The following is a 17,236-nucleotide window of genomic DNA, read 5'->3' as shown; positions in this document are numbered from 1 at the left end:
AGCTCGCCCTTTGGGAGCGTACAAACCGTTATCCATAAAACACAAAAAGACCGCAGCCCAATTTGGGCGCGATCTTTTCAATTTAACCGCTCATTCGTTAATTAACGAATAATGCCACGTTCCGTTGTTTCCAGAATATCTGAGAAACGTTTCACTGCTGGCCACTCTTGTGCCATTTCAGCTAGGATTGGTTTCACTTCTTCCAGAGTCTTACCTGAACGGTAGATTTCTTTGTACGCTTTTTGCAGCGCACGAATTTCTGGTTTTTCGAAACCATTACGCTTCAAGCCAACCAAGTTCAAACCAAATGGGGTTGCGTGGTTACCTTGAGCCAACACGTAAGCTGGTACGTCTTGAACAACTGCAGAACAGCCGCCAACGTAAGCATAAGCACCAACCGTACAGAATGGATGAATCGCAGAAAGCGCCATCACACCTGCGTGATCATCTACCGTTACGTGACCACCAAGGATCGCATTGTTGCCAATGTGAGTATGGTTACCAACGACTACGTCATGTGCGATGTGTGCGTTTACACAAAGCAGGTTGTCGTCACCAATCACTGTTGTTGCTTTGTCTTGAACCGTACCACGGTGAACCTGAACCGCTTCACGAATCACGTTACGGTCACCGATAACCACAGTTGTATCTTCGCCACCGTACTTCTTGTCTTGGTTTTCTTCACCAATCACAGCATGTGGGAAAATGCGGTTATCTTTACCAATTTTGGTGTGGCCTTTGATCACTACGTGAGACATCACTTCTGTGCCTTCACCAATCTCCACCGTTGAGGTGATGTAAGTGAATGGACCAACAGTCACGTTGGCGCCAATTTTCGCGCCTTCTTCTACCACCGCAGCTGGGTGGATTTTAGCGGTTTCATGAATCATATTAAAACTCTCGACGAGCACACTTCAGCTCTGCTGAACATACTACTTCGCCGTCAACTTTCGCTACACCTTTGAATGCAGCAATGCCGCGACGCTCTTTCAGAAATTCTACTTCAATAATCATTTGATCGCCTGGTACTACTGGTTTACGGAATTTTGCACCGTCAACACTTGCAAAGTAGTACAGTTCGTTTTCAGTTGGCGCACCAAATGATTTAAATGCAAGTAAGCCTGTCGCCTGCGCCATCGCTTCCAGAATAAGAACACCTGGGAAAACTGGCAGTTGTGGAAAGTGACCTGTGAACTGAGGTTCGTTAACCGACACGTTTTTAATCGCGTGAAGGTACTTCTCTTCTTGGAAGTCAATCACTCGGTCGATCAATAAGAATGGGTAGCGATGAGGTAGTAGCTCTTGAATTTCAGAGATGTTCATCGTTTTCTTTTCAGTAGTCAAAGTCGTCTTCCTATATCAATACTCAACAACCAAGATGGCAAGGCAGCGGCAAAAGCCGCTTAATCAGGAAATGCCTGCAAAGTGTATACCAGCTTGGTGATAAATCTACTTATAGCGCGTCATTATAGAAGAAAAAGACCCGCATTTCGCGAGTCTTTGTTCAGAATGTGGAACTAAGATTCTTCTTTCGTTTCCAGCTGTTTCTCAACAGCTTTCAGACGTTTGTTCATCTCGTCAATGCGGTGAACTCGAGTCGCCGTCTTGCGCCACTCTCGGTTGGTTTGCAGTGGAATGCCTGATGAGTACAGACCTTTCTCTTCGATACTGCGCATAACCATGCCCATACCGGTGATAGCTACGCCATCTGCAATCGTGATGTGGCCATTCAGAACCGACGCGCCGCCGATCTGACAGTACTTACCAATTTTGGTACTGCCCGCAACAATAGTACCACCTGGCATCACGGTACCATATCCGATCTGCACGTTATGAGCGATTTGAAGTTGGTTATCAAGAATTACGTTGTCTTCAATGATGGTATCTTCAAGTGCACCACGGTCAATTGTCGTACACGCACCAATCTCAACGCGGTTACCGATACGCACTGAACCCAACTGAGGGATTTTGATCCACTCGCCTTTGTCATTTGCGTATCCGAAACCATCAGAGCCAATGACTGTGCCAGATTGCACTAGACAGTCATCACCCATTGATACTTCATGATAGATCGTCACATTAGCCCAAAGCTTGGTGTTGTTACCTAGCTTTGCGTTTTTACCGATAAAGCAACCTGCGCCAATACTTACGTTGTCGCCCAGCTCTACACCCGTTTCAATCACTGCGTTTGCACCGATAGTTACGTTAGTACCCATCTTCACGTCTGCTGCGATAACGGCACTTGGTGCGATCTCGTCAGCTGGCTTCGGAGTGGTGTCCATTGCTTGTACTACTCGAGCAAAAGCAATGTAAGGGTCAGCCACAACCAATGCGTTACCCACACATTGATCTTTGTGATCGGCTTTCACCATCACAACTGTCGCGTTGCACTCAGAAAGGTGTTTTGCGTATTTTGGGTTAGACAAGAAGGTCACATCACCTTCTTGTGCTTTATCCATTGGAGCTACGCGGCTTACAACGAGAGACTCGTCACCAAATAGCTCCCCCCCGGTAATTGTCGCCAACTCGGCTAATGTCAATGTCTTCATAACTTCTTATTTTAGAGCTTTAATTACGTCTTCAGAGATGTTGTATTCTGGCTTACCGTACTGAAGTGAAGAGATGTCGATTACCATATCGTAGCCTTTCTTAGTTGCTACTTTCTTCACTGCGTCTTGGATAGTCTTGAATAGCTTCGCTTTCTCTTCAGCTTCGCGACGTGCACTTGCTTTCTCTAGAGCTTGTGCCTTCACTTTGTACTCGCTGTCTAGTTTAGCGATGTCGATACGTAGTTTTTCAACTTCGTCTTGACCTAGAAGCTCACCATCACGTTGTAGCTTTTCAATCTTAGTCTTAGCTTGCGCTTGGATAGATTTCAGCTCATCTGCTTTGCTCTTAAAGTCTTTCTGCATTTTTTGTAGAACTACTTCGCGTTGAGGAAGCGCTTGGAAAACTTGAGCAGTATTTACATAAGCAATTTTCTGAGCAGCTTCAGCCGCGTTAGCAAACATTGAAGAGCTAAGTACTAGAAGGCCTAGGCCAGCTGCTTTGATCATTTTATTCAAAATATTTTCCTCTTTAGAAGGTTCTACCGATAGTGAACGTGAAGAACTCTTCATCGTCGCCATCATATTTCTTAATTGGTTTCGCTAGCGAGAATACTAGAGGCCCCATTGGAGACATCCATTGCAACGCCGCACCGTAAGATGAGCGGTAGTTGGTTGGATCTGAGTAATCGTAGTAGTAGCGATCGCCGTATTCCGCACCTGAGCTGCGGTAGTCGAACTCCGTATCCCAAACACTTGCCATATCAAAGAAGATACTGGTACGGATTTGGTTACGAACTTCGTCCGAAGCAAATGGTGTCGGAACAATCAACTCAAGGCTTGCAAGTGCAACAGCGTTACCACCTACAGCATCATCTGTTGCTGTATCTGCACCATTGTTCGAGCCAGAGTAATCACGATAAACCGCTTTCGGACCTACTGTGTTCGAGCCGAAACCACGTAGTGTTGTAAAACCACCCGCGTAGTAGTTTTCGTAGAATGGGAACAAGTTATCGTTGCCATCCGTTTGACCATAACCGTTACCATAACCTAGACGACCACGGAACAAGAGCGTGAACTCGTGTTTCTTAGTCAATGGCACGTATTGACGAACATCATACTGCATCTTGAAGTATTGAACGTCAGAGCCAGGTACGGTCATCTTATAGAATGCACGTTGGTGGTTACCCGCTGTTGGGAAGTAGCCACGGTTTAGGTTGTTACGTGTCCATGAGATGTTGAAGTCAAAGTCATTTGTGTTCAACGCGCCGCTAGAATCAATGTTGCCTTCTTGCGCTTGTAGGAACTGTTCTACCTGTAGGTAAGGTGACAAATTACCGATCTTGTTGTGAGTGTAACCAACACCAAACTCAAAGCGGTTCAGTTCGTCGAATGGGAAACCCCATGTCAAACTTGCGCCGTAACTTTGGTTGGTATAGTCAACGATACCCGCTTCAGATGCTTCGAACTCGTCGTAGAAGATCTTACCACCCAAACTTACACCATCTAGGTTCCAGTAAGGGTCACGGTAGTCCAAGCTCACGTTTTTCTGGTAGTCGTTCATCATCGCGTTAATACCAACGCGGTTACCACTACCAATAAAGTTGTCTTGTTGTAGGCCAACCTGGAAGCTCACGCCCGATTCAGTACCATAGCCGACACCAAAGTTCACGCTGCCTGAGTTGGCCTCTTTCACAGAGTAAACTAGGTCTACTTGGTCATCGCTGCCAGGTACACGTACCGTTTGTACTTCTACGTTCTCGAAGTAACCAAGACGGTTTAGACGCGTTTTACCGGTTTCGATTGATTTCGAGTTTAGCCAGCTGCCTTCCATCTGACGCATTTCACGACGTAGTACTTCGTCTTTGGTCGAGTTGTTACCCGTAAAGCGAATGTCACGTACGTAAATACGGTTACCCGGCTCAACGTTTACAACAAGCGATACTTGTTTGTTTTCATCGTCGAACTCAGGGATGGTGTTCACTTGTGGGTAAGCGTAACCAGATTCACCAAGCACACGCTTGATGCCTTCTTCCATCGAAGTAACACGAGAGCCGTTATACGTCTCGTTGTCTTCGAAAGGTACTAGCTTTTCGAACGTTGCTTCTTCACCGATCAAATTACCGCGGAATTTCACGTCTTTAACGGTGTACACGTCGCCTTCTTCAAGACCAAGGGTAATGTATACGCCTTTTTTGTCAGGAGAAATCGCCACTTGTGTCGAATCAACGTTAAATTTCAGATAACCACGGTCTAGGTAGTAAGACTTCAGCGCTTCGATATCACCAGCAAGTACTTGCTTCTGATATTTTTCGTCCGCTAGGAAGTTCCACCAAGGCACGTCAACGTTCAGGTTGAAACGAGAAAGAAGGTCTTCATCAGAAAAGACTTCATTGCCGATAAAGTTGATTTGCTGAATTTTCGCCGATACACCTTCGGTGAAGACGAATTTCAAGTCAGAACGGTTACGAGGCAATGGAGTAACAACCGCTTTTACGGTCGCGTTGTATTTACCAACACTATAGTAAAAGTCTTCCAAACCTTTTTCGATGTTGCTCAGCGTTGTGCGGTCAAGCGCTTCACCTTCACGAACGCCAGAAGCATTCAGGTTTTCTTGTAGCTGCTCGTCCTTGATTGCTTTGTTGCCTGAGAAAGAGATGCTGGCAATAGTTGGACGTTCTTTTACTTGAACAACCAGAACATCACCATTACGCAGTACTTTTACATCTTCGAAGTTACCCGATGCGTACAATGCGCGAATGATCTCTGCAACATCGCCTTGGTAAACGGTATCACCGACACGTACAGGCATTTTCAGCAACGCTGCACCCAGTGCCACACGCTGCAATCCATCGATTTCAATATCTTGAACTACAAAGTTCTCTGCTCCGTTTGCAGATACACTGGTCGCCAGTAAACTTGCAAACAGAATTCGCTTAATCGCCATACTTGTTCTAATTATTCCTTGCTACTGCTTTTGTCTCTGAACTATCACAGACGAGTAAAATCATTAAATAGCGCTAACGCCATGAGCGAGAAGATAATCGCACCACCAATTCGATAGCCCATTTCCTGTACTTTCTCAGGCACTGGGCGTCGGATGACTGCTTCGATTGCGAAAAACAGTAGATGCCCACCATCCAACATTGGTAAAGGAACGAGGTTAATAATACCTAGGTTAACACTAATTAGTGCCAGAAAACCTAAAAAGTAGACCAGACCGTAGTCTGCGGTCGCCCCTGCTCCTTTGGCAATAGATATTGGTCCGCTCAAATTGTTCAGACCAACGTCACCTACAATCAGTTTCTTAAGCATACTGATTGTAAGTCCAATAACTTGACCAGTCTTGTCAATCGCTTTGCCAATAGACTCGAATACACCAAACTGTAGTTCGAAGCGATAACTTTCTGGCCATTCTGCGACTTCAGGTGCGATACCCGCGAAGCCAACGGTTTCTTTGTTAGCTAGCTCACGACTACCTGGAATCAAGGTAAATGACTGCTCATCACCTTGACGCAACACGATCACATCAATTGGTGTTTCTGGGTTAGAACGAATGGCTTGAACCACGTCATCCCATTTAGAAATCTTTTCACCATCAATCTCGATGATTTTGTCACCAGCTTGTAGGCCTGCTTTCTCAGCGGCACCACCTTCACTCACCTGTGCTAGCTCCGTGTAAATCTCAGGAGTGTACGGTTTGAAGCCTAGTGACTGCATCGCAGATTGTGTTTCAGGATCAAATTTCCAATCACGGATATCGAGTGTCTTCGTGACTTCTGAGCCAACTTCGTTTGCTGAAGATAGCGTCACTGTCATCGAATCATCACCGATATGAGAAACTAATCCCATGTTGACTGATTCCCAGTCCGGAGTTTTGATACCTGAGATGGATTTTAGTTCCATCCCTGATTCAATTCCTGCTTCTGCAATGATTGAATTGGGCGTAATTTCACCAATTACTGGCTTCACTGCTGGTACACCAATCAAAAAGACCAGCCAGTACGCCACAATGGCAAAGAGAAAATTGAAAATCGGACCCGCAGCCACAATCGATGTGCGCTTCCAAAGTGGCTTTTGGTCAAACGCCAAATGCTTTTCGTGCTCAGGCACTTGATCAACACGGCTGTCCACCATTTTGACGTAGCCGCCCAGCGGAATCATCGAGATGCTGTACTCAGTTCCGTCTTTGCCTACTTTACTCCAAATAGACTTACCGAAACCGATAGAAAATTTTTCAACTTTTACACCGCAACGACGCGCAACCCAAAAGTGACCATACTCGTGCACAGCAACCAAGATGCCCAGTGCAACGATAAAAGAAACCAAATTCCACAAAATACCAGTCATTAGCTACGCTCGCGTAAAAATTCTAAGGCGATAGTTCGTGACATTCTATCTAGCTCTATCAAGCTTTCCAAGCTATTCACATTCTCACTTTTATGGCTTGCCGTGATTTTGTTCAAAACTGATTCATTGATGCGAGCGATATCAGTGAAACCTAAGCGGTTATTTAAGAAAGCATCCACTGCGACTTCGTTCGCTGCATTCAGAGCGGTCGTAGCATGTTGGCCTTCGTAACACGCATCAATCGCCAACTTCAAACATGGGTAGCGAGCAAAATCGGGTTGAAGGAACGTTAACTCGCCCACTTGAGTAACGTCGAGTGGTTTCACACCAGCATCCACACGAGATGGGTAAGACATAGTCAACGCAATCGGAGTTGCCATATCAGGTTCGCCCATTTGCGCCAAGACTGAACCGTCTCGGTATTGCACCATTGAGTGAATCACCGACTGAGGGTGAATAATCACCTTCAACTGTTCACGAGCCGCATTAAACAGCCATTTCGCTTCAATGTACTCAAGACCTTTGTTCATCATGGTTGCTGAATCAACCGAGATCTTAGGACCCATTGACCAGTTCGGGTGAGCAATCGCTTGTGCTGGGGTTACTTTCTCTAGCTCTGCGATGTCGGTATAACGGAATGGACCGCCAGAACCAGTTAGCAGAATTGATGAAATACCATGCTCCTCTAAGTTACAACGACCTAGGCTGGTTTGAACTTGCTGAGGTAAACACTGGAAGATCGCGTTGTGCTCGCTGTCTACTGGAAGTAGCTCTGCGCCATGTTCTTCTACTGCGTCAATGAACAGTTGACCGGACATCACCAGTGCTTCTTTGTTTGCCAATAGCACACGCTTGCCGGCTTTCACTGCCGCCATCGTTGGTAGCAAACCAGCCGCACCAACGATAGCCGCCATCACGCTGTCGACTTCTTCTAAGGAAGACACATGACAAAGCGCATCAACACCACCTAGCACCTCAGTGCTTGGCGAGACAGAAGCCAGTTCTGATTGCAGAGCCAATGCCGCCGCTTTATCCGCCATCACAGCGTATTTTGGTTGCCATTTACGGCAGAGCGCGACCATCTTTTCAACGTTAGTGCTTGCCGCTAATGCGACGATAGAAAACAGCTCAGGGTTTTGTTCAACCACTTTAAGTGTGCTTGCACCGATTGAGCCTGTTGCACCAAGAATCGTTAACTTTTGCATGATGTAAGACCGTTAGAAAAATTCAGGAGCGACGAAGCCGCTCCCGATAAATTAGAATACGTAGTAAAGAAGAGCAAATACTGGGAAGGCAGCGGTCAGGCTGTCGATACGATCAAGAATACCGCCGTGTCCTGGAATAATATTGCTGCTGTCTTTGATGCCTGAAACACGTTTGAACATGCTTTCTACTAGGTCACCAAGTACGGAAATCACAACCGTAATCAATGTAATGATCACCATGTGAACTGGGCTGGTGAATTGGATATCAAACCAACCTGCGAACAACCAACCAACAATCAATGCTGCGATGATGCCGCCAATCAAACCTTCGATAGTCTTGTTTGGACTCACATGCGGCGCCATTTTACGTTTACCCATGCTTTTACCAGCAAAGTAAGCGCCACTGTCTGCAGCCCATACCAAGAAGCAAACATACAGCACAAGTTTTGCGCCGTGGTATGGATCTACTGAAATATCGGAAGCTCTAAGAATGATCACGCTCCAAAGGAAAGGGATCAAAGTCAGAAAACCAAACACATGACGAAGCGCTTTGCTGCCTTGCCATAGGTTGGTGGTTTTAGGGTAAGTAATGGCCATTGTGCTGGCGATAATCCACCAAACAAAACCGAGCGCTAAAACTGTGTAATACGGTGCTGCCAGTTGGTTAAGGCTTACTGCATCAGGCGAAATGAATAGAAAACTGAGTCCGGTTACGACAACTGCTGGTACTAGGGCAGCGATGCGTGATTTGCTTTCTGTAAACTGGGTCCACTCCCAAAAACCTAATAGCGTAATCGCCGTCAAAGCGATGATGAAGCCGATTAGGGGTAATTTAAAAATACCTAAAATTACAAGGGGAGCTAAAATTAGTGCTGTTATTATTCTCTGTTTCAAACTAACTAGTCCTTATTGAGCAGACATCAATGCCTTTACTTGCTCGCCAGTACAACCAAAGCGACGCTCTCGGTTAATAAACCAAGTTACAGCTTCTACTAAGCTGTCTTCGCCAAACTCTGGCCAGTACTCCGGAGTAAAGTACATTTCAGCATACGCCATTTGCCACAGCATGAAGTTACTAATGCGACACTCTCCACTTGTACGGATCAAAAGATCCACTTCTGGAAGGTCTGCCATTGTTAGATGCTGGGTAATCAGCTGCTCATTGATATCCTCTACACGGATCTCACCGTTACGCGCTTTTAACGCCAACGTTTTTGCCGCCTCTGTGATATCCCATTTGCCGCCATAGTTAGCCGCAATGTTTATCACCATACCCGTGTTGTTTGCCGTCAGTGCTTCTGCTTCCGCAATTTTACCTTGCAGTCGCTCACTAAAGCGGCTGGTATCACCAATGACACGCAGGCGTAAGTTGTTTTTATGCAGCTTTTTCACTTCGCTAGAAAGTACCGAAATGAACAGCTCCATCAACAGACCCACTTCTTCCTCAGGGCGACGCCAGTTTTCACTACTAAAAGCGAACAACGTCATGGCTTTAATACCGAGTTTAGAAGCTGCAGCAACGGTCTTGCGAACGGCGTTAACGCCTTTTTTATGACCGAATACGCGAGGTTTTCCTTTGGACTTAGCCCAACGGCCATTACCGTCCATAATGATGGCAATATGCTTAGGGAGGGAATCAGAGAAGGCTTGAGAATTTTGCATAGGGAGTTAATTGAGTTCCATCAGTTGGATAGACTAACACAAAAAAACGCTGCACTGTGAGCACAGCGTTTTCCAACAGTGATGTGGGTGGGAGTATTAAACTTCCATCAACTCTTTTTCTTTAGCAGCAAGAACTTCGTCGATCTTCTTAACTGCTACGTCAGTCAGTTTTTGAATTTCGTCTTGCGCTTTACGATCTTCGTCTTCAGAGATTTCTTTATCTTTTAGAAGACCTTTTAGGTCGCTGTTTGCGTCACGACGGATGTTACGAACAGCAACACGTGAGCCCTCAGCTTCACCACGAACAATCTTAACTAGGTCTTTACGACGCTCTTCTGTTAGCGGTGGAAGTGGAACGCGAATGATTGTGCCAGCAGACATTGGGTTTAGGCCAAGGTCAGACATCATGATCGCTTTTTCAACTTTTTGAGTTAGTTCTTTGTCGAAAACTGTGATTGCTAGAGTACGAGCGTCTTCTGCAACAACGTTTGCTACTTGGTTAAGAGGAGTAGGAGCACCGTAGTACTCTACAGAGATACCAGATAGTAGGCTTGGGTGCGCGCGGCCAGTACGAACTTTAGAAAGGTTGTTCTTTAGCGCTTCAACGCTTTTGTCCATGCGCTCTTGCGCGTCTTTATTGATTTCGTTAATCACGGTTTCACCTTAAAAATGTCATCTTTCCTGAAGAAAGCCTAAAAGGGTTGAGCAAAGCGAAACGCCATCCAACCTAGCGTGGATGGCGATTAGGATTATGCGTCAGCATTGATCAGCGTGCCTTCAGCTTCACCCATAACCACGCGACGTAGTGCGCCTGGTTTGTTCATGTTAAATACACGGATTGGCATTTTGTGGTCACGAGCAAGTGTGAACGCAGCCAAGTCCATTACTTTCAGTTCTTTATCCAGAACTTCTGTGTAAGATAGCTTATCATACAGCTCTGCGTCTGGGTTTGCTACTGGGTCAGCAGTAAATACGCCATCAACTTTCGTTGCTTTTAGCACTACGTCAGCTTCGATTTCGATACCGCGTAGACACGCTGCTGAATCTGTAGTGAAGAACGGGTTACCAGTACCTGCAGAGAAGATTACTACACGGCCTTGGCGAAGTTCGCGGATAGCGTCTGCCCAATTGTAGTCGTCACACACGCCTTTTAGAGGAATTGCAGACATTACACGAGCGTTTACGTAAGCACGGTGAAGTGCATCACGCATTGCTAGACCGTTCATTACCGTTGCAAGCATACCCATGTGGTCGCCTACTACACGGTTCATACCCGCTTCCGCAAGACCAGCACCACGGAACAGGTTACCACCGCCGATTACCACACCAACTTGAACACCCAGTTCAACCAGCTCTTTCACTTCTTGAGCCATACGGTCAAGAACCGCTGGGTCAATACCAAAACCTTCTTCGCCTTGAAGAGCTTCACCACTCAGTTTTAATAGAATACGTTGATACGCTGGTTTAGGGTTCGTAGTCATGGAGTTTACCTTCCAAAAGAGAGTTGTCGATTAACAGTCATGAATAGACACAAGGTTACTTATAGCTATTCATCACGGCTAAGTTTTTGCCGCTTTTTCGTAAAAAGACCGCAGCCTTGGCTACGGTCTAATATTTACACAACTCTCTAAGGATTAACCTTTTTGAGCTAGTGCTACTTCTTCTGCGAAGCTCATTTCAGCTGCTTTCTCGATACCTTCACCTACTTCTAGGCGAACGAATGTAGCAACAGAAGCACCTTTCTCTTTTAGCATTTCGCCAACAGATTTCTTAGGTTCCATGATGAAAGCTTGACCAGTTAGAGAGATTTCGCCAGTGAATTTCTTCATGCGGCCGATAACCATCTTCTCAGCGATCTCTTGTGGCTTGCCTTCGTTCATAGCGATTTCAACTTGAACTTCTTTCTCTTTAGCAACTACGTCAGCTGGTACGTCTTCTGGGTTAACGAACTCAGGCTTAGAAGCAGCAACGTGCATTGCAACGTGCTTAAGAGTTTCTGCGTCGCCTTCACCAGCAACAACAACACCGATTTTCTCACCGTGACGGTAAGAAGCGATTGCAGTACCTTCAACGTAAGCAACGCGACGGATGTTGATGTTTTCGCCGATTTTAGCAACAAGAGCTACGCGCTCTTCTTCGAACTTAGCAACTAGCTCTTCAGCAGTAGCTTTAGTCGCTAGAGCGTCAAGTGCTACTTTGTCTGCGAATGCAGTGAAGTTACCGTCTTTAGCAACGAAGTCAGTTTGGCAGTTAACTTCAAGAAGAACAGCAACGCCGTTTTCTTCTTTGATGATGATTGCGCCTTCAGCTGCAACGTTACCAGCTTTTTTAGCTGCTTTCGCTGCGCCTGATTTACGCATGTTTTCAATTGCTAGTTCGATGTCAGCGTTTGCTTCTACAAGCGCTTTCTTACATTCCATCATGCCAGCGCCAGTGCGCTCGCGAAGTTCTTTAACTAGAGCAGCAGTTACAGTTGCCATTCTCTATTCCTCGTTTGATTCAAAATAAGGTAAAAAACAGGGGCCTACATTGTCGGCCCCCATTGCTAACTATAACTCAGTCTATGCAACAACAAGGTTTCACATGGACTAAGTGTGACACAGAGCCGCTATTATTCAGCTTCTACGAAACCGTCTTTTTCAGCAACTACTGCAACATCTTTGTTGCGACCTTCAGTCACTGCAGAAGCTGCAGCGTTTAGGTATAGTTGAACTGCGCGGATCGCGTCGTCGTTACCTGGGATGATGTAGTCAACGCCGTCTGGGTTAGAGTTAGTATCTACCACAGCGTATACTGGAATACCTAGGTTGTTAGCTTCTTTAATTGCAATGTGCTCGTGATCAGCGTCGATTACGAATAGAGCGTCTGGTAGGCCGCCCATATCTTTGATACCACCAAGAGATTTCTCTAGCTTCTCCATTTCACGAGTACGCATTAGAGCTTCTTTCTTAGTTAGTTTTTCGAAAGTACCGTCTTGTGCTTGTGCTTCGAAATCTTTTAGACGTTTGATTGACTGACGAACTGTTTTGTAGTTCGTTAGCATGCCGCCCAACCAACGGTTGTTAACGTAGTATTGGTTGCTTGCGATTGCAGCTTCTTTAACAGCTTCAGATGCAGCGCGCTTAGTACCTACGAATAGAACTTTACCTTTCTTCTCGCCAACTTTAGCTAGTTCAGCTAGAGCTTCGTTGAACATTGGTACAGTTTTTTCTAGGTTGATGATGTGAACGCGGTTACGAGCACCAAAGATGAATGGCTTCATTTTTGGGTTCCAGTAACGAGTTTGGTGACCGAAGTGAACACCAGCTTTCAGCATATCGCGCATTGATACAGTTGCCATTTTAAAATCCTCTATGGGGTTAGGCCTCCACATCCCCCATAATTCCGACCAAGCTTCTGCTCAGCACCCCGGAACATGTGACGGAATGTGTGTGATTTAAAGATAAAAGTTAATCGGAAGAAGCCTGCTTCGCCACTTCTCTAACGAAAAGTAAAGAGAACAGTCCTCGATTCCGGCGCGCTTTATACCATATTTTAGCCCAACATGGCTAGTAAAAATTGTTTCTTACAATTCTAATTTACCTATCACACTCACCCCTATTCTCTCTTAAATTCCATGACTAGACTACAAGTAAGAATGACTCATATTCTTAACTGGCTTGGGTTAACTGCAAGATGTCTGATAGAATGCGCGCATTCGCACGTTTGCGTGCTTACGAATAAATAGAGAAAGCCAATGTCAATCAAGATTAAAACTGCTGAAGAAATCGAACGCATGCGTATTGCGGGCAAGCTAGCCGCAGATACTCTAGAAATGATCGAACCCCATATTAAAGCGGGTGTGACGACAGACGAATTAAACCAAATCTGTCACGATTACGCTCTAGAGCGAGGCGCTTACTCTGCACCGCTTGATTACCATGGATTCCCTAAATCAATCTGTACGTCAATCAACCACATCGTTTGTCACGGTATTCCTGCGGCGCAAGACGAAAAAGGTGCAAACGGCCAAATGAAGCCAGCTGTACTTAAAGATGGCGACATCATCAATGTTGATATCACGGTTATCGTTCCTAACGATGAAAACGCAGACCTAAGCGTTCGTCCACAAGGTTACCACGGTGACACTTCTAAGATGTTCCTAGTTGGTGATGTATCACCTGCAAACAAACGTCTGTGCATGGTGGCTCAAGAGTCTCTGTACATCGGTATGCGTCAAGTGAAGCCTGGCGCAACGGTTGGTGACATCGGTACCGCTATCGAGAAGTACATCAAAGAAAACAATAAGAACAACCCTCGTAACAAGTTCTCTATTGTGAAAGACTTCTGTGGTCACGGTATCGGCGATGAGTTCCACGAAGAGCCACAAGTAGTTCACTACAAGAACAAAGACCGCCGCGTACTGAAAGAAGGTATGTGCTTTACTATCGAGCCAATGATCAACGCAGGTAAGTTCGGTTGTACTGTTGACGCTCAAGACGACTGGACGGTTTACACTGGCGACGGTAAAAACTCAGCACAGTGGGAACACACTATCGTGGTAACCAAAGAGGGTTGTGAAGTACTAACACTTCGTAGCGACGATACCATTCCACGAATGATGAAAAACGTCTAATCGCCCATCACTTTCCATATCCCCGCCCATGCGGGGATATTTTTTATCTGCAGCAAATTTGTTAGATTGCTAATACTTTTAGCTTGCACGGATAGCAAATATGACCCTTCAGTCTCCTCTTACGTTTAGCGATGAACAGATCAACATCGGCGAACTTAAGCAAGAACTCGAAAAATTCAGTTCATACCAAAAAGAAGAATTTCTTCAACATCACCCAGTGACGAACCTCGTTTTGTCACGTGCTGAGTACATGGATTTACTCCTCAATCGTTTATGGCAACACTTTGGATTCAAAGACATCCATAATATTTCATTAGTTGCCGTAGGTGGTTACGGGCGTGGTGAGTTACACCCTCTGTCTGATATCGACATTTTGATTCTGTCGAATAACAAACTGCCAAACGCGCTAGAAGCCAAAATCAGTGAGTTCATTACCCTGTTGTGGGATTTACGCCTCGAAGTGGGCCACGCTGTGCGTACTGTGGATGAATGTGCAGAAATAGGCCGAGCAGATTTAACCGTTGCAACAAACCTACAAGAAGCGCGTTTGTTGTGTGGCAGTGAAGACACTTTCCAAGCTTTGAAGAAAGTGGTGTTGTCTGATTCTTTCTGGCCAAGCGAAACTTTTTACCGTGCCAAGATTCAGGAGCAGCGTGAACGCCATGCGCGCTACCATGACACCACTTACAACCTCGAACCCGACATCAAGTCCACGCCGGGTGGCTTGCGTGATATTCACACTTTAAGCTGGGTGGCACGTCGTCACTTTGGCGCAACCTCGTTACTAGAAATGAGCCGCTATGGCTTCCTGACCGATGCGGAATACCGAGAGTTGGTTGAATGTCAGGATTTCCTATGGCGTGTACGTTTTGCCCTGCATATCGAGCTGCGTCGTTATGACAACCGACTGACCTTCGCTCATCAGGCTCAAGTGGCCGAACATCTGGGTTATGTTGGTGAAGGCAATCGCGGTGTCGAAATGATGATGAAGGAGTTCTACCGTACCCTTCGTCGTGTGGCAGAGTTGAATAAGATGCTACTCAAGCTGTTCGATCAAGCCATCATCAATGGTGGCGCTTCCGAAGACGCAGAAATCATCGATGAAGATTTCCAACGTCGTGGCGCACTGATCGAAGCACGCAAACCAGCACTCTTCCAAGCACGCCCAGAAACGATTTTAGATATGTTCCTGCATATCGCCAACGATTCAAGCATTGAAGGCGTCAGCCCACCGACTTTACGTCAGTTACGTACCGCACGTCGTCGTTTGAACAAGTTCTTGCACACCATTCCAGAAGCACGTGAAAAGTTTATGGCGCTGTGTCGTCATCCAAATGCGCTGCATAAAGCGTTCAGTCTAATGCACAAACTTGGTGTACTCGCAGCGTATCTACCGCAGTGGAGCCAAATTGTCGGACAGATGCAGTTTGACCTTTTCCATGTGTATACCGTAGATGAGCACAGTATTCGTCTACTCAAGCACATCAATACCTTTAGCTACGCCGAGAACCACAGCAAGCATCCAATTTGCTGCGAAGTTTATCCTCGAATCCAGAAAAAAGAACTACTGATTTTAGCGGCGATTTTCCACGACATCGGTAAAGGCCGCGGCGGTGACCATTCAGTGATTGGCGAAGGCGAAGCGTATGACTTTTGTATCGAACACGGCTTGTCTAAGCCAGAAGCGAAACTGGTTAGCTGGCTGGTCAGGCATCATCTGTTGATGTCTGTGACGGCACAACGTCGTGATATTTACGATCCAGACGTGATTACCGAGTTCGCCAAGCAAGTTCGTGATGAAGAGTACCTTGAATACCTTGTGTGTCTGACGGTAGCCGATATCTGCGCGACCAACCCAGAACTTTGGAATAGCTGGAAACGCACCCTGCTCGCCGAATTATTCTATTCAACCCAACGTGCGCTTCGTCGTGGCTTAGAGAACCCAGTGGATGTACGCGAACGTATTCGCCACAACCAACAAATGGCCTCTGCCCAGCTGCGCAAAGAGGGCTTCTCTGCGCGCGAAATTGAAGTTCTGTGGCAGCGCTTTAAAGCCGATTACTTTTTGCGTCACACCCATAAGCAAATCGCTTGGCACTGCGAAAACCTACTGCGCATGGAAGACACGAGCAAACCTCTGGTGCTTATCAGCAAAAAAGCCACGCGTGGTGGTACTGAAGTGTTCGTCTATAGCCCAGACCAACCCGCATTGTTTGCTACCGTTGTAGCGGAGCTTGACCGCCGCAACTTCAACGTACACGACGCGCAGATCATGACAAGCAAAGACGGCTATGTGCTCGATACTTTTATGGTACTGGATCAACACGGTAAAGCGATTGAAGAGGGCCGCCATAGTGCCGTGACTAAGCACATTACTCACGTATTGGAAGACGGTCGTCCGACAAAAATTAAAACGCGTCGTACACCAAATAAGCTCCAGCACTTTAATGTAAAAACCAAAGTTGACTTCCTACCTACTAAGAGCAAAAAGCGTACTTTAATGGAGTTTGTCGCTCTCGATACGCCGGGACTGTTGGCAAAAGTGGGACGTACCTTCGCAGACTTTGGCATTAACCTCCATGCAGCAAAAATCACCACCATAGGTGAGCGTGCAGAAGACTTGTTTATCCTAACCAGTGAAGCAGGCGGCAGGCTAAGTGAAGAGCAGCAAACTGAACTGCGTGAGAAGCTGATAGAGAAATTGTCTGACTCAGTTTCAGCCTAAGTAAAAACATAAGTTTCATCAACAACTAAGGTGGGCAAGAGTGATAGCGATCTTGCCCACAAGTTGAGCAATTTGATGAAATATCAGCTATCTAGCTCATAAATGGGCTGCTACAGTTGTATTGACTCCAATT

Annotated in this window: 15 protein-coding genes; 2 read left to right on the top strand and 13 right to left on the bottom strand. The window is 46.1% G+C overall.

What is annotated here, in order from left to right:
- Positions 1 to 101 precede the first annotated feature (101 nt).
- From lpxA to rpsB, 13 genes are all read right to left on the bottom strand, one after another.
- On the bottom strand, positions 102 to 890 hold the full coding sequence (gene lpxA / locus KIV40_RS06745; RefSeq protein ID WP_005430231.1) for an acyl-ACP--UDP-N-acetylglucosamine O-acyltransferase: 789 nt from the start codon (positions 888 to 890) through the stop codon (positions 102 to 104).
- Between the two features lies 1 nt (position 891).
- Positions 892 to 1,344 carry a 3-hydroxyacyl-ACP dehydratase FabZ gene (gene fabZ / locus KIV40_RS06740; protein WP_009707417.1) on the bottom strand — a complete coding sequence of 151 codons (453 nt, stop codon included), beginning with the start codon at positions 1,342 to 1,344 and terminating at the stop codon, positions 892 to 894.
- A gap of 173 nt (positions 1,345 to 1,517) precedes the next feature.
- Entirely contained in the window at positions 1,518 to 2,549 is a 1,032-nt protein-coding gene (lpxD, locus tag KIV40_RS06735; protein WP_012128690.1) for a UDP-3-O-(3-hydroxymyristoyl)glucosamine N-acyltransferase, read from the bottom strand.
- Positions 2,550 to 2,555: 6 nt separating this feature from the next.
- Positions 2,556 to 3,065 (bottom strand): OmpH family outer membrane protein, encoded by a 510-nt coding sequence (locus KIV40_RS06730; RefSeq protein ID WP_005529354.1) that lies wholly within the window; start codon positions 3,063 to 3,065, stop codon positions 2,556 to 2,558.
- A gap of 13 nt (positions 3,066 to 3,078) precedes the next feature.
- Entirely contained in the window at positions 3,079 to 5,493 is a 2,415-nt protein-coding gene (gene bamA, locus KIV40_RS06725; RefSeq protein WP_285348386.1) for an outer membrane protein assembly factor BamA, read from the bottom strand.
- 44 nt (positions 5,494 to 5,537) lie between these two features.
- Positions 5,538 to 6,896, bottom strand: a complete 1,359-nt coding sequence (rseP, locus tag KIV40_RS06720) for a sigma E protease regulator RseP (protein WP_285348385.1) — start codon at positions 6,894 to 6,896, stop codon at positions 5,538 to 5,540.
- Complete coding sequence (gene ispC / locus KIV40_RS06715; RefSeq protein ID WP_285348384.1) at positions 6,896 to 8,101, bottom strand: 1-deoxy-D-xylulose-5-phosphate reductoisomerase; 1,206 nt, start codon at positions 8,099 to 8,101, stop codon at positions 6,896 to 6,898. The genes rseP and ispC overlap by 1 nt, the downstream gene beginning before the upstream one ends.
- 51 nt (positions 8,102 to 8,152) lie before the next feature.
- Entirely contained in the window at positions 8,153 to 8,995 is an 843-nt protein-coding gene (locus tag KIV40_RS06710) for a phosphatidate cytidylyltransferase (RefSeq protein ID WP_285348383.1), read from the bottom strand.
- 12 nt (positions 8,996 to 9,007) lie between these two features.
- Positions 9,008 to 9,763: an isoprenyl transferase gene (locus tag KIV40_RS06705; protein WP_285348381.1), complete on the bottom strand. Its 756-nt coding sequence runs from the start codon at positions 9,761 to 9,763 to the stop codon at positions 9,008 to 9,010.
- Between the two features lie 96 nt (positions 9,764 to 9,859).
- Positions 9,860 to 10,417: a ribosome recycling factor gene (frr, locus tag KIV40_RS06700; RefSeq protein WP_012128696.1), complete on the bottom strand. Its 558-nt coding sequence runs from the start codon at positions 10,415 to 10,417 to the stop codon at positions 9,860 to 9,862.
- Positions 10,418 to 10,512: 95 nt separating this feature from the next.
- Positions 10,513 to 11,244 carry a UMP kinase gene (gene pyrH, locus KIV40_RS06695; RefSeq protein ID WP_012128697.1) on the bottom strand — a complete coding sequence of 244 codons (732 nt, stop codon included), beginning with the start codon at positions 11,242 to 11,244 and terminating at the stop codon, positions 10,513 to 10,515.
- A 153-nt stretch (positions 11,245 to 11,397) separates the two neighbouring features.
- Entirely contained in the window at positions 11,398 to 12,243 is an 846-nt protein-coding gene (gene tsf, locus KIV40_RS06690; RefSeq protein WP_005436775.1) for a translation elongation factor Ts, read from the bottom strand.
- Between the two features lie 131 nt (positions 12,244 to 12,374).
- The gene (gene rpsB, locus KIV40_RS06685) at positions 12,375 to 13,103 is read right to left on the bottom strand and encodes a 30S ribosomal protein S2 (RefSeq protein ID WP_041853288.1); all 729 of its coding nucleotides are present in this window, start codon (positions 13,101 to 13,103) and stop codon (positions 12,375 to 12,377) included.
- A 396-nt stretch (positions 13,104 to 13,499) separates the two neighbouring features.
- On the opposite strand from rpsB, the gene map reads away from it, so the two are divergent.
- Both map and glnD read left to right on the top strand, forming a co-directional pair.
- Positions 13,500 to 14,378, top strand: coding sequence for a type I methionyl aminopeptidase (map, locus tag KIV40_RS06680; RefSeq protein WP_005431715.1), 879 nt, complete (start codon positions 13,500 to 13,502; stop codon positions 14,376 to 14,378).
- Positions 14,379 to 14,478: 100 nt separating this feature from the next.
- Positions 14,479 to 17,103, top strand: coding sequence for a bifunctional uridylyltransferase/uridylyl-removing protein GlnD (gene glnD, locus KIV40_RS06675; RefSeq protein WP_285348377.1), 2,625 nt, complete (start codon positions 14,479 to 14,481; stop codon positions 17,101 to 17,103).
- The last annotated feature ends 133 nt before the right edge of the window (positions 17,104 to 17,236 follow it).

It is taken from the genome of Vibrio sp. D173a, assembly GCF_030248475.1.
Note: the sequence above shows the minus strand (reverse complement) of the source record. Positions and strands in the feature narration are given on the sequence as shown.

Coding starts and splice junctions, on each gene's coding strand:
- lpxD (WP_012128690.1), bottom strand. CDS start 2,549: ATGAAGACATTGACATTAGCCGAGTTGGCGACAATTACCGGGGGGGAG.
- pyrH (WP_012128697.1), bottom strand. CDS start 11,244: ATGACTACGAACCCTAAACCAGCGTATCAACGTATTCTATTAAAACTG.
- map (WP_005431715.1), top strand. CDS start 13,500: ATGTCAATCAAGATTAAAACTGCTGAAGAAATCGAACGCATGCGTATT.
- ispC (WP_285348384.1), bottom strand. CDS start 8,101: ATGCAAAAGTTAACGATTCTTGGTGCAACAGGCTCAATCGGTGCAAGC.
- rpsB (WP_041853288.1), bottom strand. CDS start 13,103: ATGGCAACTGTATCAATGCGCGATATGCTGAAAGCTGGTGTTCACTTC.
- glnD (WP_285348377.1), top strand. CDS start 14,479: ATGACCCTTCAGTCTCCTCTTACGTTTAGCGATGAACAGATCAACATC.
- KIV40_RS06705 (WP_285348381.1), bottom strand. CDS start 9,763: ATGCAAAATTCTCAAGCCTTCTCTGATTCCCTCCCTAAGCATATTGCC.
- lpxA (WP_005430231.1), bottom strand. CDS start 890: ATGATTCATGAAACCGCTAAAATCCACCCAGCTGCGGTGGTAGAAGAA.
- rseP (WP_285348385.1), bottom strand. CDS start 6,896: ATGACTGGTATTTTGTGGAATTTGGTTTCTTTTATCGTTGCACTGGGC.
- bamA (WP_285348386.1), bottom strand. CDS start 5,493: ATGGCGATTAAGCGAATTCTGTTTGCAAGTTTACTGGCGACCAGTGTA.
- tsf (WP_005436775.1), bottom strand. CDS start 12,243: ATGGCAACTGTAACTGCTGCTCTAGTTAAAGAACTTCGCGAGCGCACT.